We start from the raw sequence: 24,294 nt of genomic DNA on the forward strand, positions 1-24,294 counted from the left end.
GCTGTTTCAACTGCCCGTGAACGAGGAGTACCCACCGTGATCACCAGGATGTCGTCGCTGTTCCTGCGCACTCTTCGCGAGGACCCGGCGGACGCCGAAGTGCCCAGCCACAAGCTGCTGGTGCGCGCCGGCTACGTCCGCCGCGTCGCGCCGGGCGGGTACACCTGGCTGCCGCTCGGGCTCAAGGTCCTGCGCAACATCGAGGCCGTCGTCCGCGAGGAGATGGACGCCTTCGGTGCGCAGGAGATCCAGTTCCCCGCGCTGCTGCCCAAGGAGCCCTACGAGGCGACGAACCGGTGGGAGGAGTACGGCCCCAACCTGTTCCGTCTCAAGGACCGCAAGGGCGCCGACTACCTCCTCGGTCCCACGCACGAGGAGATGTTCACCCTCGCGGTGAAGGGCGAGTACAGCTCGTACAAGGACTACCCCGTCACGCTGTACCAGATCCAGACCAAGTACCGCGACGAGGCGCGTCCCCGCGCGGGGATCCTGCGCGGCCGCGAGTTCCTGATGAAGGACTCGTACTCGTTCGACCTCACCGACGAGGGCCTGAGCCAGTCGTACCAGGACCACCGCGACGCCTACATCCGCATCTTCGACCGGCTCGGCCTGGAGTACGTGATCGTCTCCGCCACGTCCGGCGCGATGGGCGGCTCCGCGTCCGAGGAGTTCCTCGCGGTCGCCGAGACGGGTGAGGACACGTTCGTCCGCAGCACCGAGTCCGGTTACGCGGCGAACGTCGAGGCCGTCGCCACGCCCGCGCCCGCCGAGCAGTCGATCGACGACAAGCCCGCGGCGCAGGTGCACCACACGCCGAACACGCCCACCATCGAGTCGCTGGTGGACTTCCTCAACGCGAACACCGACCGCAAGTTCACCGCGGCGGACACGTTGAAGAACGTCCTGGTCAAGGTGAAGCACCCCGGCAAGGACTGGGAGCTGCTCGCCGTGGCCGTCCCCGGCGACCGCGAGATCGACTTCAAGCGTCTCGAAGCAGCCGTGGAACCCGCCGAGGTCGCGATGCTCGAGGAGTCCGACTTCGCCAAGAACTCGTTCCTGGTCAAGGGCTACATCGGACCGGGCGCGATCCAGGCGAACGGCGTCCGCTTCCTCGCCGACCCCCGCATCGTCAAGGGCACCGCGTGGGTCACCGGCGCGGACAAGACCGATCACCACATCCTCGACCTGGTGGTGGGCCGCGACTTCACGCCCGACGGCGTCATCGACGTCGCCGAGGTCCGCGAGGGCGACCCGTCGCCCGACGGCCAGGGCGTGCTGGTCGCCGCGCGCGGCATCGAGATCGGCCACATCTTCCAGCTCGGCCGCAAGTACGCGGACGCGTTCTCGCTCGACGCCCTCGGCCCGGACTCCAAGCCCGTCCGCATCACCATGGGCTCGTACGGCGTCGGCGTCTCGCGGCTCGTCGCGGTCATCGCGGAGCAGTCGCACGACGACCGCGGCCTGATCTGGCCCCGTAACGTCGCCCCCGCCGACGTCCACGTCGTCATCGCGGGCAAGGACGAGACCCTCACCGCGGCCGGCGAGGACTTCGCGAAGCAGCTCAGCGCCAAGGGCCTCAAGGTCATGCTGGACGACCGCAAGGCGAGCCCCGGCGTGAAGTTCGCGGACGCCGAACTGGTCGGCATCCCGACGATCCTGGTGGTCGGCCGCGGCCTCAAGGACGGCGTCGTCGAGGTCAAGGACCGCAAGTCCGGCGAGCGCGCCGACGTGCCGGTCGCGGAGGTCGTCGACCACCTGGTGCAGGTCGTCCGCGGCTAGATCGAACAACCGAACGCCGAGCAGCGCGCTGGGGGTGGGACGCGCTGCTCGGCGTTCAGCATTGCCCGGAGCGGGATCAGCCCGCCCGGCGGTCGGTGAGGTCCAGCGCCGGCTCCTCGAACCACGCGACGGCACGCTCCTGCTTGAGAGCACGCACGGCGCGAGGAAGTTGCTCTGCCACCACGTCACGCACGAGCAGGTGACGGAAGCCGTATTCGATCTCGCCGGTCTCGCTGTTGCGGCCTTGCCGGCGCAGGAAGTCGCGCTGTTCCAACAACTCCAACGCCTTGGCCACCTCGAGCGGGTCGCGTTGACCCACGGCGGCCACCGCGCCAGGCGACACCAGATCACCCACGACGGCCGCGTCCTGCAGCACGGCCTTCACCTCGAACGGCAACGAGTCGAGCTGAGCCGTGAGCACACCACGCACAGGCGGCGGTACCGGCAACGCACCATCGTTCTGCACGCACGGCATGCGCGGGTCCGCGACCATGCGGGCGTACTCGGTGGCGAACAACGGGTTGCCGCCGACGCACGACACGAGTGCCTGCCACAGTTCGGACGACAGCTCGCGAGCCTCCAGCAGTGAGTTCATGAGGCTGCGGGTTCCGTTGTGGGACAACGGCTCCAAGCTGATCGTCGTGGCATTGCGCTTACCGCCGAACCAGGACGGACGGCGCTGCAACAACTCCGGCCGAGCCGTGGCGATCACGAGCAGCGGCACGGAACCCGCGTGCTCGCTCAGCTCCTCCACGAAGTCGAGCACCACGTCGTTCGCCCAGTGCAGATCCTCCAGGAAGACGACCAGCGGCTCGGACTCGGCGATCTCCTCCAGGAACCGGCGCCACGCCGAGAAGTCGGCGGGCACCGACGGGGACGGCTCCACCAGCCCGGCCAGGCTCGCCGCCAGGTTGTCCGCGAGCTCACCGACGCCGACCAACGACGAAACGGCGGCTCTCAGCGTCTCCGGTGAAGCAAAACCGCGCACAACGTCGCACAACGGGCCGTAGCCGTGGTCGTCGCCAAAAGCCGTAGCGGTGCCACGCAGAGCCATCGAACAAGACGAGTTGAGCTCGTTGACGAGCCGTGTCTTGCCCACGCCCGCTTCACCGAGCACGGTCACGAAGTGCGGACGGCGACGAGTGCGAACCTCGTCCAGTAGACCTTGCAGCACGAGCAACTCACGCTCGCGCTCGACGAACGGCACCGCGGCCTGCGAACGACGGGTCGCGCCGCGCGGAGACACGCACGAGACCGCCTGCCAGCCACCGGTGGGGGAGGGATCAGCGGACCACGTCACGGAACCAGCGGCCTCACGAGTCGCACTGCACGCGCGAACCGCGCCTAAAGGCGACAACGCCATCAGCTGACGGCACTGGTCGAGCAGCACGCCGGTGGCAGTAGGCGCGCCAGAAGAAGGCAGGCGCACGAGAGAGTCGCCGGTCGCAACGCCGATCTGCACGTCCGCGACAGAGGAGAGACGGTCGCGGATGGCCAACGAGGCTCGCACGGCACGGTCAGCGTCGTCCTCAGAAGTACGTGGTACACCGAACAACGCGAGGAACACCGAACCGACGTTGCCGCCGACGACACCGCCCAACCGGGAAACTTCAGCGGAGACAACGGAAGCGACTTCCTGGTGCACCGCGTCGACGTCCTCGGGATCGCCGTCGCCGGCCGCGAGACCGAGCTGGGCGGACACCATCACGACGCTGACGAGCTTGCGCTCCACGATCGTCACGTCCACGGCCGGCGCGGGAGCAACGGGCTCCGCGACGGGGGCCGGCGGCGGCGTGATCACGACAGGAGCGGGCACAGGAGAAGACTGGCCGACGGCGAGCAGGTGCCTGCGTTGCACCGACGGCGGCAGGTCCAGCGCGGGAGCGTGGTCGAGAATCGCGCGCTCCAGTTCCTGGAGCTCGCGGCCTGGCTCGAGACCGAGTTCCTCCACCAACGCCGCTCTCGTACGGCGATAGACGCTCAGCGCGTCCACCTGCCGGCCACACCGGTACAGCGCGAGCATGAGCTGCCCGTTGAGCCGTTCGCGGTACGGTTCGACCTCGATCAGCGATTCGAGTTCGCCGATGACCTCGTAGTGCCTTCCACAGGCGAGTTCTGCCTCGAAGCAGTCCTCCTGCGTCGCCAGCCGCCAGTCCTTGATGGCGGTCAGCTCCGGCCAGTTGATGCCGGTCTCCGCAAGATCCGCGAGCACCGGACCGCGCCACAAGCTCAGCGCCTTGCGGAGCACCTTCGCGGCGGCGGGCCAGTTGCCGGAGGACAGGTCACCTCGTCCCTGTTCGGTCAGCTGCTGGAACTGAGACAGGTCGAGGGAGTTCTGGTCCACGCGCAGCAGGTAGCCCGGCGCGTGGGTGAGCAGCAGCGCGGAACCCTCGGCGCTGCCGTGGGGTGTGAGAACGCCACGCAGTCCGGAGACCGCGTTCTGGAGCATCTTGCGCGCCGTGGGCGGGACGTCCCGCGACCACAGCGCCTGGAGCAGTTTGCTGGTCGCCACAACGCGGTTGGCGTGCAGCAGGAGGAATCCCAGAGCCGCGCGCTGCTTGACGCCGCCCAGTGGCACGGGCATGTCGTCGTCGAGGACTTCGAGTGAGCCCAGCAGGTGGAATCGCATGGTTCTGGCCTCCATTGGGTGAGAATCCGGACGGAGGGGGAGATCAGCCCCAGGGGGTGTCGTCGTCGTTCGGCAGCGCGGGGAGTGTGATCGTGCTGCCCCACGGTGTGTCGCCGTCCGTGGGCGTGATGCCGCGGCCCCAAGGGGTGTCGTCGTCGGCGATGACCTTGCCCCAGGGGGTGTCGTCGGAGAGGGACTTGCCCCACGGGGTGTCGTCGTCGGCCTGTGCGGTACCGGAGAAGAGCGTGAGTGCCAGGGCCGCCGGGATGGCGGAGAGAACCAGAGCGGCTGCGGTCGTCTTGCGGATCATGTCGGCCTCCTCTTACTTGGTCGGACCTTGTGGTGAAGGCGCCTTCGACCGGCGTCTGAGAACGAAGTTAGAAGTGCCGCCCATCGCCGCTCTATCGCACACCCACCGCGTATCAATCGGCCGTGATGGCGGAGCTGAAGTGGCCAATTGAGACGCCTCAATAGCTGACGGACCAGTCAGCAAACTGCTGTTACTACGCACGGTGGTCGCTTATCCGCAGAATTAGGTGCGGTGTACCGCAATGGTTGGGTGCGGTTAGCGATCCGAACGAACGGCTTGTGCCGCTCGGAGTAGTCCTGATGAGGCGTTCAGGCTGCTTGGCGGCGTGCCGTACGATCGTCGTGAAGTACGTCGCCACCACGATGAATTCTAGATCCAAATGAGATGCCTGTTGAGATCGGGCGCATTGTGGTGGATCGTGCTGGTATGCACAAGAAAGATCTTGACAGTTTTACCGGCCGAGGCTAACTTCGGAGATCATCACCCATGAGAGTGACCGTCTGCAGTTGCTGCAACCGGAGGTCAAACAAGGGATGTGAAACAGTTTCATATTGCCGCCCGGTCTTGAGGTGACGCCCTTGAAGTGCGGTTCTGCGTCTTCGGCGAATACAATTTCTCAATGGTGAAAACGGCCGGAGCGCGAGGTGTAGGGGCTTTGCGGGAAATAAAGGCGCGAGGGGTCGTCCGTCATGAGCTCCGCCCCTGATGAGAAGCTGATTTTCAAGCTGCTCGGCCCGATCGAGGTCATCGGCGCCGAGGAGCAGGTTCAGGTACCCCCGGGACGTCAGCAGACGATCCTGGGCGCTCTCCTGCTCGAAGCCAATCGCGTGGTCAGCATGGACCAGCTGATCGACCTCGTCTGGGAACACACCCCGCCGTCGACCGCACGGGCGCAGATCCAGATCTGCGTGTCCGCGCTCCGGCGGGAGTTCGCACGCGTCGGCGTCGACGCCCAGATCGAGACCCGCCAGCCCGGCTACCTGCTGCGAGTGGCCGGCGACAAGATCGACACCTTCCTCTTCGAACGCCGTGTGGCCGACTCCGACGCCGCTGTCCGTCAGGGACGGATGGAGGAGGCGTCGACGGCTCTGCGATCGGCACTGGCGTTGTGGCGCGGACCCGCACTCGGCGGCGCCGCGGCCACGTTGCACAACAAAGCATTGCGGCTGGACGAGAAACGCTTGTCGGTGCTGGAGAACTGCGTCGACATCGAGTTGTTGCTCGGCCGCCATCACGCACTCATCGGTGAATTGCAGAGCATGGTGACCGAGCATCCGCTGCGAGAACGCCCGCGCGGCCAGCTCATGCTCGCGCTCTACCGATCCGGCCGGCAGTCCGAGGCGCTGGACGTCTATCGGACCGGCCGCGACCTGTTCATCGAGCACCTCGGTCTCGAGCCGAGTGACCAATTGCGCAAACTCGAGACGGCGATCCTCACCGACGACGAGGTGCTGCGTCTCGACCAGGAGAAGTCGGTCCCGGTGACCGTGCAGAACGTCGTGTCACCGCACCAGCTTCCGGCCACCATCTCGGACTTCATCGGGCGCCAGGACGTCGTGGCCCGTGCCGAGACCGTGCTGTCCGGCGACCACACGACCATGCCGGTGGTGAACATCTCTGGCAAGGCGGGCATCGGTAAGAGCGCTCTCGCGGTGCACGTCGCCCACCGCGTCGCCGTCGAGACCTACCCGGACGGCCAGCTCTACTGCGACCTCCGGGGCACCCAGGCCCTGCCAGCCACCCCCGCCGAAGTTCTTGGCCGATTTCTGTCCGCTTTGGGCGCCGTGGGGTCGACGTTGCCTGACGGTGTGGACGAGCGCGCGGACATGTACCGCAGCATGCTCGCCAACCGCCGTGTGCTGGTTGTTCTCGATGACGCAGGCAGTGAATCGCAGGTACACCAGCTGCTTCCGGGCTCGCCGACGTGCGGTGTCGTCGTCACGAGCCGGACCCGTTTGACCGGTCTCGCCGGATCTCATTTGGTCGACGTCGACTTCATGGAATCCGACGACGCGCTGGAACTGCTCGGCCGCATCATCGGCACGCAACGTCTGGAGAGCGAGCACGTCGCTGCGAATGCGTTGGTAGATGTCGTGGGAGGGCTCCCACTGGCCCTGCGGATCATCGGCGCGCGCCTCGCCGCCCGCCCGCACTGGACGCTCGCCTCGATGGTCGGCCGCCTCGCCGACGAACGCCACCGCCTGGACGAACTCGTGCACGGCGACATGGTCGTGCGCGCCAGCCTGTCGTTGACCTACGACGGCCTGGAGCCCGACACGTGCCGGGTCATGCGGCTGATGTCGTTGCTGGAAGCGGAAAGCCTGCCCGTCTGGACCGCCTCCGCGCTCACCGACGACGAACGCCACCGCGGCTTCGACCTGTTGGAACGCCTGGTGGACGCCCAGCTGCTCGACGTGGTCGGCAGCGACATCACGGGGTTGCCGCGCTACCGCTTCCACGACCTGATTCGCCTGTTCGCCAAGGAACAACTCGCCGTGCACGAATCACCGGCCACGCAACTCGCCGCGGTCGAACGCGTCGCCGGCGGCTGGCTCGCGATGGCCGAACAGGCGCACCAACAGCTCTACGGCGGCGACTTCACCGTTCTGCACGGCCATGGTCAACGTTGGCAACCGCACGCCCCGTACCTCGGCCAGGTGCTGCAGGACCCGTTGGGCTGGCTGGAAAGCGAGCGCCCGAACATCTGCGCCGCCGTCCTGCAGGCCGCCGACGCGGGCCTGGACGAGCTGTGCTGGGACCTCGCGATGACGCTCGTGACGCTTTTCGAAACCCGCAGCTACCTCGACGACTGGCAGCAGACCCACGAACGCGCACTGGACGCCGTGCGCAAGGCGGGCAACAAACGCGGCACCGCGGCCCTGCTGTGCTCGCTCGGGTCGTTGCACCACAGCCAGCGGCGGATGGAGGCGTCCCGGACGGCCCTGGAACCCGCGTTGGAGCTCTTCATCGAGCTCGACGACTCCCACGGCTTGGCGCTGGTGCGCCGCAATCTGGGGTTGCTGGAGTACAACGAGGGACGGCCGGAGCTCGCGACCCGGATCTTCGAGCAGTCGCTGGCCGGGTTCAGGCGAGTGGGTGACGTCGTCGGTCAGGCGTACGTCGTGTCGCAGCTCGCGCAGCTGTCGCTGGACCGCGGTGAGCACGAACTCGCGGTGGGGCAGCTGCGCGGGGCGTTGGGGATGTGCCGGGAGATCTCCAGCCCGCGCGTCGAGGCCCAGGTGCTGTACCGGCTGGGCAGCGCGATGCTGGTGCAGGGGCGCTACGAGCAGGCGCAGCAGCTCATCACGTCGGTGCTCGGCATGGTGCAGCGCTCCGGCGACACCGTCGGCGAGAGCTACGCGCTGCACTCGCTCGGGCTGATCCACGGGCGGATGCGGATGTTCGCGGAGGCCGGCCGCCTGCTGCGGCGCGCGATCCGGTTGTGCGAGGAGAACCTCGACCGGGTCGGGGCGGCGCGGATCCGGCTCGACCTGGCGCAGCTGGTGTCGCAGCGCGGGGAGACGTTCCACGCGATCGCCATCGTGGAGCAGGCGATGATGACGTTCCAGGAGCTGCGGCTCTCGTTGTGGGAGAGCAAGGCGCTGGCGGTGCTGGAGAAGATCACCGTCGACAACCCGCTGCCCACCGCCGTCCCGTCGAACGGCGGCGCGCGCTGAGCCCCGCCCAGCCGATCAGGTTGTCGGCACCAGCGAGTCGATCATCTTCTGCAACTCGGTCTCCTTCGGCAGCGGCGGGTTCGTGCCGCCTCCGCCGCCCTCCAGGTCGCCGTTCACGACCAGCACGTGCAGCTTGTTGCTGCCGTTGAGCACGACAACCTTGAGCAGGCCCTTGCTCGCCAGGCACTTGCTGGCCGACTGGGTGACGGTGGCGTCGACCTGCACGCCCTCGACGACGACCTTCTTGCCGTCCTTCTGGGTGTGCTGGATCTTCACGGCCTTGGGCGGCGACACCGTGACCTTGGGCTCGCCGCCCGACGAGTAGTACTGCACCGCCATGGCCTTGGCGAAGTCGGTGGCGGTCTGGTTGATGTCGCCCTTGGGCAGCAGCGTGCCGCCGTTGGTGCCCTTGGTGAAGTCCTTGCCCTCGCACTGGTAGTCGCCGTACGAGGTGATGCCGGACAGCGAGATGCCCTGGAACTTCTCGACCGCGATCTTGGCCTCGGGGAGGGCGTCCCAGCTCTTCGGGACCTCGTAGTTGAAGCCGAGTCCCGTCTCGACGCACTGCATGCCGTCGTCCTTGCACGGGCCGGTGGTCGCCTGGGCCGAGGTGCTGGTGGACGTGGACGGGTCGGTCTGCGCGTCGGTCTTGTTCGAGCGCGAGACCAGGAGCCACGTCAGGCCGCCGCCGACCAGGAGCACGAGCACTACCGCGCCGAGCACCAGCCAGAGCGTCTTGTTGCTCTTCTTCGGCGGTTCGTTGTCGAACCCGCCGTACACGCCGAGGCCGCCGTACCCGCCCTGACCCTGCTGGGGGAAGCCGCCCGTCTGCGGGAAGCCTCCCTGCTGCGGGAAACCGCCAGTCTGCGGGTAGCCGCCGGTCTGGTAGCCACCACTGGGGTAGCCACCGCTGGGGTGGTCACCCTGCTGCTGGCCCCAGCCCTGCTGGTCGTTCCAGCCGCCCTGTCCGCCGCCACCTGGGTAAGTCACGGGCGAAACGGTACCTGGTAGGTCTGACAGGTCTTAATTCATCAAGCGTTGACTTCCGAGGTGTGTCGGGCGTAGCGTTCCCATCGAATTCAACATGTGATGAACTTTAGGAGGCTCGTGATGCGCACCGCGCTGGTCACCGCCGTCGCAGGCGCGGTGGTGGCGTTTCTCCTGGGATTGCTGACGTTCGGCGTGCAGGCGACCGTGCATCCGCACGACGTCCCGCTCGCCGTGGTCGCGCCTCCGCCGATCGCGGAACGCGTGACAGCCGCCGACTCCGCCGAGGTCGACATCAGGGTGGTGGGCGCGGACGAGGCCCGGACCTTGTTGGCGGACAAGGAGGTCTACGGGGTTCTGGAGATCGTGCCCGGTCAGGCCACGATCCGGCTGAACCCCGCGATCAACCCGTCGGGCACGCAGGTCGCCCAGCAGGTGCTGACCGGCATCGCCCAGGGCGCCGGACTGCCGCTCAAGGTCGAAACCCAGGCCGTGTCCGCTGCCGAACGCACGGCGCCTCTTGCCGCGTCGGCGCTGTTGTGGGTCGGCGGGATGATCGCCGGACTGCTGTTCGTCGTGCTGAAGGGACGGCGGTTCCGGCTGCTGTCGTCGCTGACGACGGCCGTGCTGGTCGTTGGTTCCGTGACGGGGCTGTTGGCGTGGTGGGGCGTCACGTTCAGCGCTGAGGCACTCGGCTTCATGCTCGCCGTCGCCGTGTCGTTCGCGCTGCTGCAGGCCGGGTTGTTCAAGCACCTCGGCGTCCGCGCGATGGCGATCCTCGGCCTGCTCTACCTGATGGCGCCCGCGGTGGCGGGCCAGGTGCCGGAGCTGCTCAACCCGGCCTACAAAGCGGTGCTGTGGTCGTGGACGCCGTTCCGGTTCTCCACGGAAGGCCTGCGCAGCCTCATGTACGACGGGTCCGTCGGCACCGAGTGGTGGGTGTTCGGCGGGATCGCGCTCGTCGGGCTCGTGCTGCTTGCCGTGAACAAAGCTGAACTAGCCGGCCAGGAAGCTCAGCCGGACCGTGCGGACGGGGTTGTCGACGTTGGTGTCGACGAGGCAGATCGACTGCCAGGTGCCGAGCGCCAGCACACCGCCTAGCACCGGGATCGTCGCGTAGGGCGGCACCAGCGCGGGCATCACGTGGTCACGACCGTGACCAGGGGTGCCGTGCCGGTGCCGCCACTTCACGTCGTGGGGGAGGATGCGCTCCAACGCGGTCAGCAGGTCGTCGTCGCTGCCCGCGCCCGTCTCGATGATCGCGACGCCGGCGGTCGCGTGTGGCACCCACACGTGCAGCAGGCCGTCGCCGTTCTCACTGGAGAGAAACCGCTCGCACTCACGCGTGAGGTCGTGCACGACCTCTTCGTCACCGGTGCGGATCTGGATCTCCTCGCTGCGCATGACCTCAGATCTTACGAACCACCCGTGCGGGGTTGCCGACTGCGAGCACATAATCAGGCAAATCGCGCGTGACGACACTGCCCGCGCCGACGACCGTGTTGTTCCCGATCGTCACACCCGGACACACGATCACGCCGCCGCCGAACCACACCTTGTCCCCGATGACGATCGGTGCGGTGGTCTCCCAGCCCTCGATCCGCGCGTCGTGGTCTTCGATGGGGTGCAACGCCGTCAGCAGCTGCACGCGCGGGCCCATCATCACGTTGTCGCCGATGGTGACCGGGCCGCAGTCGAGGATGATGCCGTCGTAGTTCATGAAGAAGTTCGCGCCGATGCGGGTGTTGTAGCCGTACTCGATCTGCAGGCGCTGCATGAACGTCGAGTTCTCGCCGATCTCCGCGACGAAGCCCTTGATGATGGCGTACATGCCGTCGAGGTCTTCCGGGTCGTGCGCGTTGAACCGGGCCATCTCCCGCCAGGCGCGCCGCCGGTCCGCGTCCAGCTCGGGGTCGCCGGGCTGGTAGGGCTCGCCGTTGATCATCTTCTCGCGGTTGGTTCCCATGAGGACATTCAACCTGCGTAGGCACGGCGGTAGTCGGTGGGCGTGACGCCGACGTGGGCGGTGAAGTGGCGGCGCAGGTTCGTGCCGGTGCCCAGACCGCAGCGTTGCGCGACCTGTTCGACGGACAGCGACGTCGTCTCCAGCAGCGCCTGGGCGTGGGCGACGCGCTGGGCGAGCAGCCACCGCAACGGGGTGCTGCCGGTGGCCTCGCGCAGGCGGCGGAAGAACGAGCGCTGGCTCATCCCGGCACGGCGCGCGAGCTGGGCGACGGTGAGCGGCCGGTCCAGGTGTCCGGCGGCCCACTCGAGCACCGGGGCGATGCTGTCGTCGTCGGTGTCCGGGACGTGCCTGGTGACGAACTGGGCCTGGCCGCCGGTGCGGTGGGCGGGCACGCACAGCTTGCGGGCCAGCTGGTTCGCGACGTGCGCGCCGAAGTCCTGACGCACGAGGTGCAGGCACAGGTCGAGCCCGGCGGCCGCGCCCGCGCTGGTGAGGATCGAGCCGTCGTCGATGTAGAGCACCGAGTCGTCGACCCGCACCTCCGGGAACCTGCGAGCCAGCCGGTCGGTGTACGACCAGTGCGCGGTGGCTCTCCTGCCGTCGAGCAGGCCAGCCTCCGCGAGCACGAACGCGCCGTTGCACAGCGAGGCGATGCGCACACCGTTGGCCGCGGCGTCCTGGAGTTCCTTGACCAGCAAGGGATCCAGCGGATCGGTTCCGTCGAGGACGGCCTGCGGAACTGACGGGACGATGATGGTGTCCGCGCCTTGGAGGCCTTCCACTCCGTGTTCTGGACTCAGCACCCAACCGCTTCGCGCTCGTGGTGCGGCGGGGTTCAGGCCGCACAGCCGCATCGTGTACCAGGGATCGAAGTGGTCGACGCCGAACACGACGCACGCCAGCCCGGCCTCGTAGACGTCCCAAAGGGCAGGCGCGTCGTCGTCCGTCACCAAGATCGCCACCGTGCCCGTTGCCATGAGGTCAGGCTAGCTGGCAGCAATCGTTCGACAGGAGGCATTTCTGCCACTGTCGGCCGGCGGCGGTGCTTGCGAGGGTTGTCGAGATCAATCGACAACCCATTGGGGGACAACGCAATGCACTCCGACGTCGCCGTGCTCGGACTCGGTCAGATGGGGTCGGCGCTCGCTTCCGCCTTCCTGCGCGCCGGTCACCGCGTCACGGTCTGGAACCGCTCGGAAAGCAAGATCGCGCCACTGGTGTCCGAAGGGGCGCACGCCGCGGGCTCGGCCGTGGCAGCGCAGCGGTCCGCCCCTGTCGTGGTGGCCTGCGTGCTGGACTACCCGGCGCTGACCGAGGTCCTCGACCCGGAGCTGTCCGGCGTCCTGGTCAACCTCACCTCCGGCTCACCGGAGCAGGCCCGCGAGCTCGCCGGGCAGATGGCCGAGCGCGGTGTGCGCTACGTCGACGGCGGCATCATGACGACGCCGCCCGGCATCGGCGACCAGCGCTCGATGATCCTCTACAGCGGAGACCAGGAGGCCTTCGCCGAGGCGGCGGACCTGCTGTCAGCGCTGGCCGAGCCGGTCAATCTCGGTGCGGAACCGGGCAGGGCCGCGCTGTACGACACGGCACTTCTGGGCATCATGTGGGCCACGCTCACCGGATGGCTGCACGCGGGCGCACTCGTCACCGCCGACGGGTCGACCGCCGGGCACTTCACGCCGCTGGCCACCCGCTGGCTCGGTCCGGTGGCGGGATTCCTCAGCACCTACGCCGAGCAGGTCGACGCCGGCCGTTACCCCGGCTCGGACGCCACCCTCGACGTGCACCTGGCCACGCTGGACCACCTGGTGCACGCCAGCGAGGTCAGGAAGGTCGACTCGGCACTGCCCAGGCTGCTGCACGACTACGCGCGGCGAGCCGTGGCGGCAGGGCACGGCGACGACGGCTGGGCGAGGATCATCGAGCTGCTGCGCGCGAAGGCGGCCTGAGGTGGACTGGTCCTCAGCACTCGACGCCACGGCCCACGACTGCGTACACGTCCTGGGCAAGCTCCCGGAGGACGGCTTCCTCCGCCGCGCACACGGTCTGGAGTGGTCCTGCCGGACGACCCTCGACCACGTCGTGGAGGGCCTGCTCGGCTACACCGCGCTGCTGGCGACCCAGGCCGAGAGCCGGTGGACCAGCCTGCTGGGCACCCTGCGTCCGGGCCTGCCGATCGAGCACTGCCTCGAAGGTGTCGTGACCACCGCCACGCTGCTGTCCCGCACGGTCGCGCTGACCGCCACGGACGTGCGTGCTTGGCATCCGTGGGGCGTCTCGGACGCGGCGGGTTTCGCGGCGATGGGTGTCACCGAACTGACGATGCACACGCACGACATCATGCGGGCGCACGACGTGGAGTGGCGACCGAAGCCCGAGCCCTGCGCGCTGGTGGTCGAGCGGCTCTTCCCCGACGCCCCGCAGCATTCGGACCCCGTGGCGTTGTTGTTGTGGTGCACAGGACGCGGCGAACTACCAGGGGTGCCGCCGCGGGAGCAGTGGCAGTGGCACGGGTCGGTCGCCGCGTAAGTTCACGTCATGCGCGTGCTCTTCGCCAGCATGGCCACGGTTGGCCACACCTATCCGTTGATCCCGTTGGCGATCGCGATGCGGAACGCCGGGCACGAGGTGCACTTCGCCGTCGGCGAGGAGATGCACAAAGTGCTCGGGAAGCTCGGCTTGCGGCCGTTCCGGCCGGGGATCGTGTTCGGGGAGATCTACGCCGAGGACATCGCGCCGGAACTGGAACGGCTGCTGCCCGACCTCGTGATCGGCGAGTGGGCGGTGCCCGAGGTCGTGTCCGAGGCCCGGCGGCGCGGATTTCCCGCGCTGTGGCACGGGTTCGGGCGGATGTTCCCCGAGGGCATCGGGCTCGTGCGGCCTGCCGGTGGGCGGCACGTCGACATCTGCCCGCCGTCGTTGCAGGACCCCGCTTTCCTGGCGGAGGACCGGATCGGGTTGCGTCCGGTGCCGTTCGCCGAGCCCGGTGAGATACCGGTGCGCACGGCAGGGAAGCTGATCTACCTCACGCTCGGCACCGCGTTCGGTACCCGGGAACTGCTCGCCGAGGCGGTCGTGGGGCTGGGCAAGCTCTCCGACGCGCAGGTGGTCGTCGCCGCGCCGCACGTCGAGCTCGCGCACGTGCCGCCGAACGTGACCGTGCACCCGTGGCTGCCCCAGGCGGAGGTGCTCCGGTACGCGGACGTCGTCGTTCACCACGGCGGCAGCGGCACGATGCTGGGCGCGCTGGCCGCCGGGGTTCCGCAGGTCGTCCTGCCGCAGGGCGCGGATCAGTTCGGCAACGCCGACGCGCTCGTCTCGGCGGGCGCGGCGGTGCGGCCGGACGCGTTCAGTGCCGGCCCGATCGCGGACTGTGCGCGACTGTTGCTGGTGGACGGTCAGTATCGCGAAGCCGCAGGTCAGGTAGCCCGGGAGATACGTCACATGCCTTCGCCGGAGGAAGTTGCGGACAGCCTGGCCGACGTTGTGTAACACTGTTTTTTATGAAGGCAAGCCGCCTGCGCTTCGGGATGAACCTGTGGCCGCCGTTCCTGTTCGCCGGCATCCGCGTCGTGGAGATCTCGCCGGACTACCGGTACGCACGGGTGCGGATGCGTCTGCGTCCGTGGAACCGCAACTTCTTCGGCACCCACTTCGGCGGTTCGCTGTTCGCGATGACCGACCCGTTCTGGGTGCTGCTGCTGTTCAACCAGCTCTCCGGCGAGCACGTGGTGTGGGACCAGGCGGGCGAGATCGAGTTCGTCGCGCCCGGCCGCGGCACGGTCTACGCGGAGTTCCGGCTTACCGACGAGCACGTCGGCCAGGTGCTGGAGCAGACCGCGTCCGGGGAGAAGGCGTTGATCTGGTTCGAGACGGACGTCGTCGGGCAGGATGGGACTGTGATCGCTCGGGTGAAGAAACAGGTCTACGCACGTCGCAAGCGCGACAAGCAGCTCGCGCATGCGTGAGGCCTTCGGAGCTGAGTTCGACGTCGAGCCGGGTTACCTGAACACGGCGTCCATCGGTGTGCCCCCGCGGCACGTCGCCGACGCGGTCGCGACCGCGCACGAACGGTGGCGGCGTGGTCAGGACACCTCGTCGACCTTCAACGACGCGGTCGAGACGTCCCGGGAGGCGTGGGGCCGGTTGATCGGCGTGCCCGCGACGTCGGTCGCGTGCGGCGTCACGGTCTCGCAGTTCGTGTCGCTGGTCGCGCGGTCGTTGCCGGCCGGGTCGAAGGTCTTCGTCGAACCGGGTGAGTTCACCAGCGTCACGTTGCCGTTCGTCGCGGCGGGCCACGAGATCGTGTCCACAGTGGACGCGGCGGATCTCGTCGCGGTGAGCGTGGTCCAGTCGGCGGACGGGAGGATCGCGGACCTCGAAGCGTTGCAGGCATCCGGCAAACCGGTGCTGCTGGACGTGTCGCAGGCCGCCGGGTGGATGCCGTTGTCGTTGGCGTGGGCCGATTTCGTCGTCGGGGTCGCCTACAAGTGGTTGATGGCCCCGAAGGGTGCGGCCTGGATGGCGGTCCGGCCGGACCGGATGGACTCTCTCGAGCCGGTGGCGGCGAACTGGTACTCCACCGAGGAGAACTACGGCACCACGTTGGTGCTCCGTTCGGACGCACGGCGGTTCGACCTCTCGCCCACGTGGCTCGCGCACGTCGGTGCGGCGGTCGCGCTCCCGTGGGTCGCCTCGTTGGATCTCGAGGCTGTGCGCGCGCACAACGTGAGCCTGACGGATCGACTGCTGACCGGACTCGGACTGCCGCCCAACGGCTCGGCGATCGTCTCAGTGGGCGCACCGCCCGTGGACGGTGTCGTCTCCTCGGTTCGTGCAGGTCGCACCCGGTTCGCGTGTCACATGTACAACACGATCGAGGACGTTGATCGGGTGCTCAAAGCGCTTGGCTGACCGCCGTCCGTTACCGTGGGTCCTTGTGTCGGAACCACGCCAGTCACCTGAAGAGGTGACCCAGAACATGCCTCGCTTCCCACCGAGGCCGACCGACACCGCGCCGTTGTACCCGGCCGACGAGCTCATGAAGCTCCAGTCGATCATGGACAACCGCCAGGGGCAGTTGCCGGTCCAGCCCCCGCCCCAGCGCAGGTCGACGTGGGTGGGCAAGGCACTGGCGCTCGTAGGTGTCGCGGTGGTGTCGGGGTTCGTCTGGTGGGTGTTGCAGCCGTCGGACCCGATCGACCAGCCGGTCGCGCAGCCGCAGAAGACCGCGGGGGAGTTCGAGTTCACCTCCGTGCCGCAGCTGCCGGAGCCGGTGAAGGACAGCGACTGCGCGGCCCACGCGACGAGCCAGACGCAGGCTTTCCTGAAAACCACGCCATGTCTGCAGCTGACGCGTGCGTTCTACACGGCGAAGCTGCCTGACGGCCGGGTCGTGTACTCGTCGGTGTCCGTGGTGAAGATGCGGAACGCGGCCGAGGCGAAGCAGTTGCGCGAGATCACCCAGAAGGACGGCACCGGCAACGTCAAGGACCTGGTCCTGGACAAGGCCATCAGCGTGCCGCCGCTGACCACGCTGGCCAACGGCGGCTACGCCTCCGAGCAGCGCGACGAGCAAGTCGTGATCGTCGAGTCGGACTCGCCGGTCAAGGGCACGGACGCGATGGCGCACAACAAGGAGATGAAGAAGGTCTCCGCGGACGCGATCAGACTCGCGTCCTCTTTCGCGAACTAACCCGAGGCCACACCCGGCATCGTGATGGATGCCGGGTTCGTGCCCGCGGCCTTGCGCCACCGGGTCGCCCGCACCGCCGCGGCCGTCAGCGACTCCAGCGCGGAGGTCCGCAGCCCCGTGTCGTCGGTCCGCTCCAGCACCCCGCGCCACGCGGCACAGGTGTCCTGCTCGACGGCGACCAGCGCGGCGAGCGCAGAAGGCCCGTCGGAGACCGGCGTCGGCGGCAGGTAGGCGGCAGCGGGCGGGTTCGGCGTCGCGCCGTGGTCCCGCAGCCAGCGCTCGGTCGTGTCCCGGCGCGCCCGGTGCGCGTTGGCACCCTCCGCGACGGCAGCGGCCTGGTTGCCCAGGAACGCCGACACCATGCCGTAGGTCCACAACGCCGCGTGCTCGGTTCCGAGTGCGGTCTGCACGGCGTCCACGTTCATGCGAGCACCTCCCGCAGCGATGCGCAGCCGGCGGCCACCGAACCGACGAGACCGGCCCGGTAGGCGGGCAGCGAGGTGACGGCGGCCGACGCGTCGCGCACGGCCTCGTCGAGTGAGGTTCGCAACGCCGCCAACGGGTCCGGCGGCGTGGGCGGGGTGGTCGGAGCGGGCGGCGCGGTGGACGACAGCGGTGGCCGTTCGCGGTCGACCTCGGCCTGCAGCAGGGTCGCGTGCGTCTCGCGGGCCTTGGCGATCTCCACGGCCGCTGGCACCGTCGTGAGCGTCTTGGCCAGCGAGGCGTCCGCACGGGCCTGGGCGGCGAGCGCCGACAACGGGTCCGGCGGTGGTGGCGGCGGAGGCTCTGTGGTGCACGCAACGGCGAGCGGTGCGGCGGCCACCGCGAACAGCACGCGGCGGCGGCTGACCGATTCGGAGATCACGCCAACCCATATTGCCAGCAGCCGTGCGGCGCGGTGGGAGGCGGGCGAACGAGATAGTCTGAGCGTCCACGGCCGCCGAAATACCGTCGGTCGGGGTTTTCATGCGTTCGAACTGAAGGAGACACCACGTGTCCAGCCCGCCGCGCGGAGAGCTTTCCGCGCAGCTAGCACCCGTTGTGCGGGAAGCTCTCGAAGCCGCCGGCTTCGACCTCGACGCGCTCGACGTGAATCAGGCTGGGCGCCGCCGTCTGGTCAAGGTCGTCGTGGACGGTGAGGACGGTATCGGGCTCGACGAGGTCGCCGAGGCGAGCCGCGTGGTCTCCGCCGCACTCGACGAGCACGACCACATCATCAACGGGCCGTACACCCTCGAGGTCACCTCGCCGGGTGTCGACCGCCCCCTGACGCGCCCGCGCCACTGGAAGCGCGCTCACCTGCGTCTCGTGAAGATCAAGCAGCCAGATGCGGCCGAGTGGTTCGGCCGGGTCGGCGAGTGCGACGAGACCGGTGTCGAGCTGCTGCACAAGGACGAGCTGCGGCGCGTGGAGTACCGCCATATCGAACGCGCGGTCATGGAGATCGAGTTCAAGCAGCCGCCGGTCGAGGAACTGGCTCGGCTCACTCGGAAAGCACCGAAGGAGGAGCCGAGGTGAACGTCGACATCGCCGCCCTGAGGGCGATCGAACGTGAAAAGGACATCCCCTTCGAGACGGTCCTGGAGGCGATCGAGTCAGCACTGCTGACCGCCTACAAGCACACCGAAGGACACCACGCGCACTCGCGCGTGGAAATCGACCGCAAGACCGGCGTCGTGCGCGTGCTCGCGCAGGACCTGGGGCCGGACGGCGCGGTGCAGGAGGAGTGGGACGACACTCCGGAAGGCTTCGGCCGCATCGCCGCCACCACCGCGCGCCAGGTGATCCTGCAGCGCCTGCGGGACGCGGAGCACGAGCGGACGTTCGGCGAGTTCGCCGCCAAGGAAGGCGAGATCATCGCCGGGGTCGTGCAGCGCGACGCCCGCGCGAACGCCCGCGGCATGGTCGTCGTGCAGGTGGGCGACACCGAGGGTGTGCTGCCGCCGGCCGAGCAGGTGCCAGGCGAGCAGTACAACCACGGCGAGCGCATCAAGTGCTACGTCGTGAGCGTGTCCCGCGGCGCGCGCGGGCCGCAGATCGCACTTTCGCGCACGCACCCGAACCTCGTCCGGCGGCTGTTCGCCCTCGAGGTCCCGGAGATCGCGGACGGCACCGTGGAGATCCCCGCGGTGGCACGTGAGGCAGGTCACCGTTCGAAGATCGCGGTGAAATCAACTGTTGCCGGAGTGAACGCCAAGGGCGCCTGCATCGGCCCGATGGGTGCCCGCGTGCGCAACGTGATGCACGAGCTCGGTGGCGAGAAGATCGACATCATCGACTACTCGGACGACCCCGCCACGTTCGTCGGGAATGCCTTGTCCCCGGCCAAGGTTGTGTCTGTGCGGGTGCTCGACGAACGCGCCAAGACGGCGCGGGTCGTGGTGCCGGACTTCCAGCTGTCGCTGGCGATCGGCAAGGAGGGGCAGAACGCCCGTCTGGCCGCCCGCCTGACCGGCTGGCGCATCGACATCCGCAGCGACGCGGAGGCTCCGGCTGCCGGAGCGGTCACATCCAGTTCGGCCGAATGAGCTCCAGGGGATAGAATTATCAACGGTTCGACGTCAGGTTCGGTTTCCCAGCGCATCGGCCCTGTTCGCACGTGCATTGGATGCCGTACCCGGACGTTGCCGTCTGAGCTGCTGCGTGTGGTCGCGATGGACGGTTCGGTGGTTCCGGACCTCCGCAAGCGACTTCCTGGTCGGGGTGCTTGGTTGCATTTCGATCTCGAATGTCTGCGCAACGCCGAGCGGCGACGGGCGTTCTCGCGGGCCCTCCGGGTCCAGGGATCACTCGACGTCGCTTTGTTGCGCGAGCACCTCGAGCAGCAGCAGGAGACCTTGGCCGCGGGACAGCCCCGTGGCCAGCAAGCAACAAGGAAGCAGGTCGACCCGTCATGAGTCAGCCGTGAAGCTGAAGACATGAACGCGCGACGTTAAGACGAGGTCGATGGGACTTGCCCGCCGGCCTCACAACCAAGGAGAGCAGTGGCAGGCAAGGCCCGCGTGCATGAGCTCGCGAAAGAGCTCGGTGTTACGAGCAAGGAAGTTCTCAACAAGCTCGCCGAACAAGGCGAGTACGTGAAGTCCGCGTCTTCGACCGTCGAGGCCCCCGTGGCCCGGCGGCTTCGTGACGCCTACGAAGCCAAGTCCTCGAAGCCGTCGGCTCCCAAGCCGGCCGCTCCGAAGCCCAAGGCACCCGCACCCGCTGCTGCAGCGCCCGCCGCCCCGGCGGAGTCGAAGCCGGCAGCGACCGACAGCAAGCCCGGCGCACCGAAGGGCATGCCAGGACCTCGTCCGGCCGCCCCGCGTCCGCCGGCTCCCAAGCCCGCTCCGGCAGCTCCTGCCGCGCAGGCTCCGGCTCCCGCGGCGGCTCCGGCCCCCGCACCCGCCGCCCAGCAGCCCCAGGCTCCGGCCGCCGCACCGGCTCCCGCCGCGTCGGCACCGGCTGCTCCGGCTGCCTCGGCTCCGGCCCCGCAGAAGGCGGCCCCGGCTCCCGGCACCAAGCCGGGTGGCGGCCCGCGTCCGGGCCCGCGCCCGGCTCCGCAGCAGCAGCCGCAGGCTCCGGCCGCGTCGGCTGGTCAGCAGTCCCCGTCCGTGGTGCCGCCGCGCCCGCAGTCTCCCAAGCCTGCAGGTCAGCGTCCGCCGCGTCCGGGCAACAACCCGTTCGGCGTGGGTGGCGGCAACGCTCCCTCGCCGCGTCCTGGACCCCGTCCCGGCCCGCGTCCCGAGCAGGGCGGCGGCGACCGTCCCTCCGGCGGCAAGCCCGGTGACGCGCGTCCGGCCGGACCTCGTCCGGCAGCAGCCCAGGGTGGCGGCCGTCCCGGCCCCGGCCAGGGTGGTCCTCGTCCTTCTCCGGGTCAGGGCGGTCCTCGCCCCAACCCGGGCAACATGCCTCCGCGCCCGAACCCCGGCATGATGCCGGGTCGTCCGGCCGGTAACCGTCCTGGCCCCGGTGGTGGTGGCGGCGGTGGCCGTCCCGGCGGCGGTGGCGGTGGCGGCGGTCGTCCCGGTGGGGGCGGCGGCGGCGGTGGCGGCGGCTTCCGCGGAGGCGGCGGTGGCGCCGGCGGTGGCGGCGGCTTCCGTCCCGGTGGCGGCGGTGGCGGTGGCGGTGGCTTCCGTCCCGGTGGCGGCGGTGGCGGTGGCGGCGGTTTCCGTCCCGGTGGCGGTGGCGGCGCTGGTGGCGGTGCCCCGGCCGGTGGCGGCGGTTTCCGCGGTCGTCCCGGTGGCGGCGGCGGCGCTGGTCGCGGCGGTACCGCTGGTGCCTTCGGTCGTCCGGGTGGTCCGGCGCGTCGTGGACGCAAGTCCAAGCGGCAGAAGCGCCAGGAGTACATGGACAACATGCAGGCGCCTTCGGTCGGTGGCGTCCGCCTGCCCAAGGGGCAGGGCGAGACGATCCGCCTCCCGCGCGGTGCCTCGCTGACCGACTTCGCCGACAAGATCAACGCCAACCCGGCGTCGCTCGTGCAGGTGCTGTTCCACCTGGGCGAGATGGTCACGGCGACCCAGTCGGTGTCCGACGAGATCCTGGAGCTGCTCGGCTCCGAGATGAACTACGTCGTGCAGGTCGTGTCCCCCGAGGAGGAGGACCGCGAGCTGCTCGAGACGTTCGACATCACCTACGGCGAGGACGCCGGTGGTGAGGACGAGCTGCAGGTCCGTCCGCCGGTCGTGACCGTCATGGGTCACGTCGACCACGGTAAGACCCGACTCCTCGACACCATCCGCAAGGCGAAGGTGCACGAGGGCGAGGCCGGTGGCATCACCCAGCACATCGGTGCGTACCAGGTGCAGACCGAGCTCGAGGGCAACCCGCGGCTCATCACCTTCATCGACACCCCGGGTCACGAGGCGTTCACCGCCATGCGTGCTCGTGGTGCGAACGCGACCGACATCGCGGTCATCGTCGTCGCCGCTGACGACGGCGTGATGCCGCAGACGGTGGAAGCGATCAACCACGCCCAGGCGGCCTCCGCGCCGATCGTGGTCGCGGTCAACAAGATCGACAAGGAGGGTGCGAACCCCTCCAAGATCCGTCAGCAGCTGACCGAGTACGGCCTGGTCGCAGAGGAGTACGGCGGCGACACGATGTTCGTCGACATCTCGGCGAAGCAGGGCATCAACATCGACAGCCTGCTCGACGCCATCCTGTTGACGGCCGACGCCTCACTGGACCTCCGGGCCAACCCGGACATGGAGGCCCAGGGTGTCGCGATCGAGGCGCACCTCGACCGCGGTCGCGGTCCGGTCGCCACGGTGCTCGTCCAGCGCGGTTCGCTCCGCGTCGGTGACTCGATCGTCGCGGGTGACGCGTACGGTCGCGTCCGCCGCATGGTCGACGAGCACGGCGATGACGTCACCCTCGCGACCCCGTCGCGTCCGGTGCAGGTCATCGGTCTGACCTCGGTGCCGCGCGCCGGTGACTCGTTCCTCGTCGTCGACGAAGACCGTGTCGCCCGCCAGATCGCCGAGCGTCGTCAGGCCCGCACCCGCAACGCTGCCAACGCGGCGAAGCGCAAGCGCGTCAGCCTGGAAGACCTGGATGCGGCGCTGAAGGAAACCAGCGCTCTCACCTTGATCATCAAGGGTGACAACTCGGGTACCGTCGAGGCCCTCGAGGACGCGCTCATGAAGATCGAGGTCGGCGACGACGTCGAACTGCGCGTGATCCACCGCGGTGTCGGTGGCATCACCGAAGGCGACATCAACCTCGCCGTGGCCGGCTCCGCCATCGTCCTGGGCTTCAACGTCCGGGCCGAGGGCAAGGCGACCGAGCTCGCGAACCGCGAGGGTGTGGACGTCCGGTACTACACGGTCATCTACCAGGCCATCGACGAGATCGAGGCCGCCCTCAAGGGTCTGCTCAAGCCGGAGTTCGAAGAGGTCCAGCTCGGCCGCGCCGAGGTTCGCGACGTCTTCAAGTCCTCCAAGGTCGGCACGATCGCGGGCTGCATGGTCCTGTCGGGCGAGATCCGCCGCAACGCGCGCGCTCGCCTGCTCCGTGACGGCAAGGTGATCGCGGAGAACCTCCCGATCAGCTCGCTCAAGCGGTTCAAGGACGACGCCACCGAGGTCCGCGAGGGCTTCGAGTGTGGTCTGACGCTCGGCAACTACAGCGATCTGAAGCTCGAGGACATCATCGAGACCTTCGAGATGCGCGAGAAGCCGCGCGCCTGATGGTTTAGGTGAGGGGGTGCGGAGCCGTTTAACCGGTGGCTCCGCACCCCTTTTCTCTGGAGGATCTTTCCCATGTACGTGGGGGCTCTGGAATTGGACGTGCTGCTAGGCGACGTCCACTCGTTGAAGGAGAAGCGCTCGGTGGTGCGGCCCGTGGTGGCCGAACTGCGCAAGCGCTTCGAGGTCGCTGTCTCCGAAGCGGGTCATCTCGACCTGCATCGGCGCAGCTTGATCGGGGTGGCGGCAGTCGCCGCTGACCTGGAGCACGTCAGGGACGTTCTCGCCGGCTGTGAAAGGCTCGTCGCCGGACGTCCCGAACTGGAACTGCTCTCCGCCCGGACGCGTTTCGTCGGGCCGGAGGACGACTAGGAAGGGGAGGCTCGTGGCCGACACGGCACGTGCCCGCAAGCTCGCCAAGCGGATCTCGCAGATCGTGGCCTCGGCTTTGGAGCACGAGGTCAAGGATCCGCGTCTGGCCTGGGTCACGATCACCGACACCAAGGTGACCGGAGACCTGCACGACGCGACCGTCTACTACACCGTCATCGGTGAGCGGTTGGACGTCCAGCCCGACTACGCCGGGGCTGCTGCGGCGCTGGAGAAGGCCAAGGGTGTGCTGCGCTCCATGGTGGGGCAGCAGACCGGGGTCCGGTTCACGCCCACGCTCACGTTCATGACTGACACCGTGCCTGATACGGCTCGGAAGATGGATGAACTGCTGGCGCAGGCTCAGGCCGCTGATGCCGAGGTTGCTCGGCTGGCGGTGGGGGCTTCTCCGGCTGGCGAGGCGGATCCTTACAAGGCGCCGCGTGAGGATGACGACGAGGACTGATCTGGGTTGTGGTTCGGTGGTCCGATTGGGTGCGTTGGTTCCTGTTTAGGGATTTCGGGGCTCCGCCCCGGACCCCGCCAATCTGATCAAGGACCTTGTCCACGCCGTGCGCGGGTTGATGGCACGCCTGTTGCGTTGGGCGGAGTTGCGTTGCGTGGGTGGTGCGGTTCGGGTGGGTGGTCCCGTCACAAGTCGGGCCAGAGCGAGCCACAACCAGGCAGGGGTGTCAACTCGACGAAAAGC

At 68.7% G+C, this 24,294-nt stretch carries 23 protein-coding genes; 15 read left to right on the forward strand and 8 right to left on the reverse strand.

Features of this window, described 5'->3' with window-relative positions:
* The first annotated feature begins 36 nt into the window (after nt 1-36).
* Entirely contained in the window at nt 37-1,779 is a 1,743-nt protein-coding gene (locus ACWGE0_RS18370) for a proline--tRNA ligase (RefSeq protein WP_452262066.1), read from the forward strand.
* A 76-nt stretch (nt 1,780-1,855) separates the two neighbouring features.
* Here ACWGE0_RS18370 and ACWGE0_RS18375 read toward each other — a convergent pair whose 3' ends face one another.
* Complete coding sequence (locus tag ACWGE0_RS18375) at nt 1,856-4,408, reverse strand: BTAD domain-containing putative transcriptional regulator (RefSeq protein WP_452262067.1); 2,553 nt, start codon at nt 4,406-4,408, stop codon at nt 1,856-1,858.
* 43 nt (nt 4,409-4,451) lie between these two features.
* Nucleotides 4,452-4,718, reverse strand: a complete 267-nt coding sequence (locus tag ACWGE0_RS18380; RefSeq protein WP_452262068.1) for a hypothetical protein — start codon at nt 4,716-4,718, stop codon at nt 4,452-4,454.
* A gap of 689 nt (nt 4,719-5,407) precedes the next feature.
* Here ACWGE0_RS18380 and ACWGE0_RS18385 point away from each other — a divergent pair.
* Nucleotides 5,408-8,395, forward strand: coding sequence for a BTAD domain-containing putative transcriptional regulator (locus ACWGE0_RS18385; protein WP_452262069.1), 2,988 nt, complete (start codon nt 5,408-5,410; stop codon nt 8,393-8,395).
* Between the two features lie 15 nt (nt 8,396-8,410).
* On the opposite strand, the gene ACWGE0_RS18390 is transcribed toward ACWGE0_RS18385, so the two are convergent.
* Nucleotides 8,411-9,385 (reverse strand): hypothetical protein, encoded by a 975-nt coding sequence (locus ACWGE0_RS18390; protein ID WP_452262070.1) that lies wholly within the window; start codon nt 9,383-9,385, stop codon nt 8,411-8,413.
* Between the two features lie 120 nt (nt 9,386-9,505).
* Here ACWGE0_RS18390 and ACWGE0_RS18395 point away from each other — a divergent pair, with 120 nt between their 5' ends.
* Nucleotides 9,506-10,483 (forward strand): ABC transporter permease, encoded by a 978-nt coding sequence (locus ACWGE0_RS18395; protein ID WP_452262071.1) that lies wholly within the window; start codon nt 9,506-9,508, stop codon nt 10,481-10,483.
* On the opposite strand, the gene ACWGE0_RS18400 is transcribed toward ACWGE0_RS18395, so the two are convergent.
* Genes ACWGE0_RS18400 through ACWGE0_RS18410 form a run of 3 tightly spaced genes read right to left on the reverse strand, consistent with a single transcriptional unit; the run spans nt 10,379 to nt 12,325 of the window.
* The gene (locus ACWGE0_RS18400) at nt 10,379-10,786 is read right to left on the reverse strand and encodes a YjbQ family protein (RefSeq protein ID WP_452262072.1); all 408 of its coding nucleotides are present in this window, start codon (nt 10,784-10,786) and stop codon (nt 10,379-10,381) included. The two genes, ACWGE0_RS18395 and ACWGE0_RS18400, sit on opposite strands and share 105 nt — an antisense overlap.
* A gap of 4 nt (nt 10,787-10,790) precedes the next feature.
* Nucleotides 10,791-11,348, reverse strand: a complete 558-nt coding sequence (locus ACWGE0_RS18405; RefSeq protein WP_452262073.1) for a sugar O-acetyltransferase — start codon at nt 11,346-11,348, stop codon at nt 10,791-10,793.
* 8 nt (nt 11,349-11,356) lie between these two features.
* A complete protein-coding gene (locus tag ACWGE0_RS18410; protein ID WP_452262074.1) occupies nt 11,357-12,325 on the reverse strand; it encodes a GlxA family transcriptional regulator in 969 nt (322 codons plus the stop codon).
* A gap of 117 nt (nt 12,326-12,442) precedes the next feature.
* Between ACWGE0_RS18410 and ACWGE0_RS18415 the strand changes: the two genes are divergently transcribed.
* From ACWGE0_RS18415 to ACWGE0_RS18440, 6 genes are all read left to right on the forward strand, one after another.
* Nucleotides 12,443-13,300 (forward strand): NAD(P)-dependent oxidoreductase, encoded by an 858-nt coding sequence (locus tag ACWGE0_RS18415; protein WP_452262075.1) that lies wholly within the window; start codon nt 12,443-12,445, stop codon nt 13,298-13,300.
* Nucleotide 13,301: 1 nt separating this feature from the next.
* The gene (locus ACWGE0_RS18420) at nt 13,302-13,880 is read left to right on the forward strand and encodes a hypothetical protein (RefSeq protein ID WP_452262076.1); all 579 of its coding nucleotides are present in this window, start codon (nt 13,302-13,304) and stop codon (nt 13,878-13,880) included.
* Nucleotides 13,881-13,889: 9 nt separating this feature from the next.
* Nucleotides 13,890-14,843, forward strand: a complete 954-nt coding sequence (locus ACWGE0_RS18425) for a glycosyltransferase (protein WP_452262077.1) — start codon at nt 13,890-13,892, stop codon at nt 14,841-14,843.
* Nucleotides 14,844-14,854: 11 nt separating this feature from the next.
* Nucleotides 14,855-15,319: a DUF4442 domain-containing protein gene (locus ACWGE0_RS18430; RefSeq protein WP_452262078.1), complete on the forward strand. Its 465-nt coding sequence runs from the start codon at nt 14,855-14,857 to the stop codon at nt 15,317-15,319.
* Nucleotides 15,312-16,265, forward strand: a complete 954-nt coding sequence (locus tag ACWGE0_RS18435) for an aminotransferase class V-fold PLP-dependent enzyme (protein WP_452262079.1) — start codon at nt 15,312-15,314, stop codon at nt 16,263-16,265. The genes ACWGE0_RS18430 and ACWGE0_RS18435 overlap by 8 nt, the downstream gene beginning before the upstream one ends.
* A 67-nt stretch (nt 16,266-16,332) precedes the next feature.
* A complete protein-coding gene (locus ACWGE0_RS18440; protein ID WP_452262080.1) occupies nt 16,333-17,046 on the forward strand; it encodes a hypothetical protein in 714 nt (237 codons plus the stop codon).
* On the opposite strand, the gene ACWGE0_RS18445 is transcribed toward ACWGE0_RS18440, so the two are convergent.
* A complete protein-coding gene (locus ACWGE0_RS18445; RefSeq protein ID WP_452262081.1) occupies nt 17,043-17,471 on the reverse strand; it encodes a ferritin-like domain-containing protein in 429 nt (142 codons plus the stop codon). The two genes, ACWGE0_RS18440 and ACWGE0_RS18445, sit on opposite strands and share 4 nt — an antisense overlap.
* The gene (locus tag ACWGE0_RS18450) at nt 17,468-17,911 is read right to left on the reverse strand and encodes a hypothetical protein (protein ID WP_452262082.1); all 444 of its coding nucleotides are present in this window, start codon (nt 17,909-17,911) and stop codon (nt 17,468-17,470) included. Before ACWGE0_RS18450 ends, ACWGE0_RS18445 begins: the two co-directional genes overlap by 4 nt.
* Before the next feature lie 128 nt (nt 17,912-18,039).
* Between ACWGE0_RS18450 and rimP the strand changes: the two genes are divergently transcribed.
* From rimP to rbfA, 6 genes are all read left to right on the forward strand, one after another.
* Complete coding sequence (gene rimP / locus ACWGE0_RS18455; protein WP_452262083.1) at nt 18,040-18,564, forward strand: ribosome maturation factor RimP; 525 nt, start codon at nt 18,040-18,042, stop codon at nt 18,562-18,564.
* A complete protein-coding gene (nusA, locus tag ACWGE0_RS18460) occupies nt 18,561-19,574 on the forward strand; it encodes a transcription termination factor NusA (RefSeq protein ID WP_319968772.1) in 1,014 nt (337 codons plus the stop codon). Before rimP ends, nusA begins: the two co-directional genes overlap by 4 nt.
* Nucleotides 19,575-19,700: 126 nt before the next feature.
* Nucleotides 19,701-19,943 carry a YlxR family protein gene (locus tag ACWGE0_RS18465; protein ID WP_406601586.1) on the forward strand — a complete coding sequence of 81 codons (243 nt, stop codon included), beginning with the start codon at nt 19,701-19,703 and terminating at the stop codon, nt 19,941-19,943.
* Nucleotides 19,944-20,030: 87 nt separating this feature from the next.
* Nucleotides 20,031-23,219: a translation initiation factor IF-2 gene (gene infB / locus ACWGE0_RS18470; RefSeq protein ID WP_452262084.1), complete on the forward strand. Its 3,189-nt coding sequence runs from the start codon at nt 20,031-20,033 to the stop codon at nt 23,217-23,219.
* A 72-nt stretch (nt 23,220-23,291) separates the two neighbouring features.
* Entirely contained in the window at nt 23,292-23,588 is a 297-nt protein-coding gene (locus ACWGE0_RS18475; RefSeq protein WP_258947864.1) for a DUF503 domain-containing protein, read from the forward strand.
* Nucleotides 23,589-23,601: 13 nt separating this feature from the next.
* Entirely contained in the window at nt 23,602-24,051 is a 450-nt protein-coding gene (gene rbfA, locus ACWGE0_RS18480; protein WP_452262085.1) for a 30S ribosome-binding factor RbfA, read from the forward strand.
* Nucleotides 24,052-24,294: the final 243 nt, after the last annotated feature.

This window comes from Lentzea sp. NPDC054927, from assembly GCF_053610285.1.

Coding starts and splice junctions, on each gene's coding strand:
- ACWGE0_RS18405 (WP_452262073.1), bottom strand. CDS start 11,348: ATGGGAACCAACCGCGAGAAGATGATCAACGGCGAGCCCTACCAGCCC.
- ACWGE0_RS18465 (WP_406601586.1), top strand. CDS start 19,701: ATGGACGGTTCGGTGGTTCCGGACCTCCGCAAGCGACTTCCTGGTCGG.
- ACWGE0_RS18410 (WP_452262074.1), bottom strand. CDS start 12,325: ATGGCAACGGGCACGGTGGCGATCTTGGTGACGGACGACGACGCGCCT.
- ACWGE0_RS18440 (WP_452262080.1), top strand. CDS start 16,333: ATGCCTCGCTTCCCACCGAGGCCGACCGACACCGCGCCGTTGTACCCG.
- ACWGE0_RS18445 (WP_452262081.1), bottom strand. CDS start 17,471: ATGAACGTGGACGCCGTGCAGACCGCACTCGGAACCGAGCACGCGGCG.
- ACWGE0_RS18395 (WP_452262071.1), top strand. CDS start 9,506: ATGCGCACCGCGCTGGTCACCGCCGTCGCAGGCGCGGTGGTGGCGTTT.
- ACWGE0_RS18375 (WP_452262067.1), bottom strand. CDS start 4,408: ATGCGATTCCACCTGCTGGGCTCACTCGAAGTCCTCGACGACGACATG.
- ACWGE0_RS18380 (WP_452262068.1), bottom strand. CDS start 4,718: ATGATCCGCAAGACGACCGCAGCCGCTCTGGTTCTCTCCGCCATCCCG.
- ACWGE0_RS18385 (WP_452262069.1), top strand. CDS start 5,408: ATGAGCTCCGCCCCTGATGAGAAGCTGATTTTCAAGCTGCTCGGCCCG.
- ACWGE0_RS18435 (WP_452262079.1), top strand. CDS start 15,312: ATGCGTGAGGCCTTCGGAGCTGAGTTCGACGTCGAGCCGGGTTACCTG.
- ACWGE0_RS18400 (WP_452262072.1), bottom strand. CDS start 10,786: ATGCGCAGCGAGGAGATCCAGATCCGCACCGGTGACGAAGAGGTCGTG.
- ACWGE0_RS18475 (WP_258947864.1), top strand. CDS start 23,292: ATGTACGTGGGGGCTCTGGAATTGGACGTGCTGCTAGGCGACGTCCAC.
- ACWGE0_RS18425 (WP_452262077.1), top strand. CDS start 13,890: ATGCGCGTGCTCTTCGCCAGCATGGCCACGGTTGGCCACACCTATCCG.
- ACWGE0_RS18430 (WP_452262078.1), top strand. CDS start 14,855: ATGAAGGCAAGCCGCCTGCGCTTCGGGATGAACCTGTGGCCGCCGTTC.
- ACWGE0_RS18415 (WP_452262075.1), top strand. CDS start 12,443: ATGCACTCCGACGTCGCCGTGCTCGGACTCGGTCAGATGGGGTCGGCG.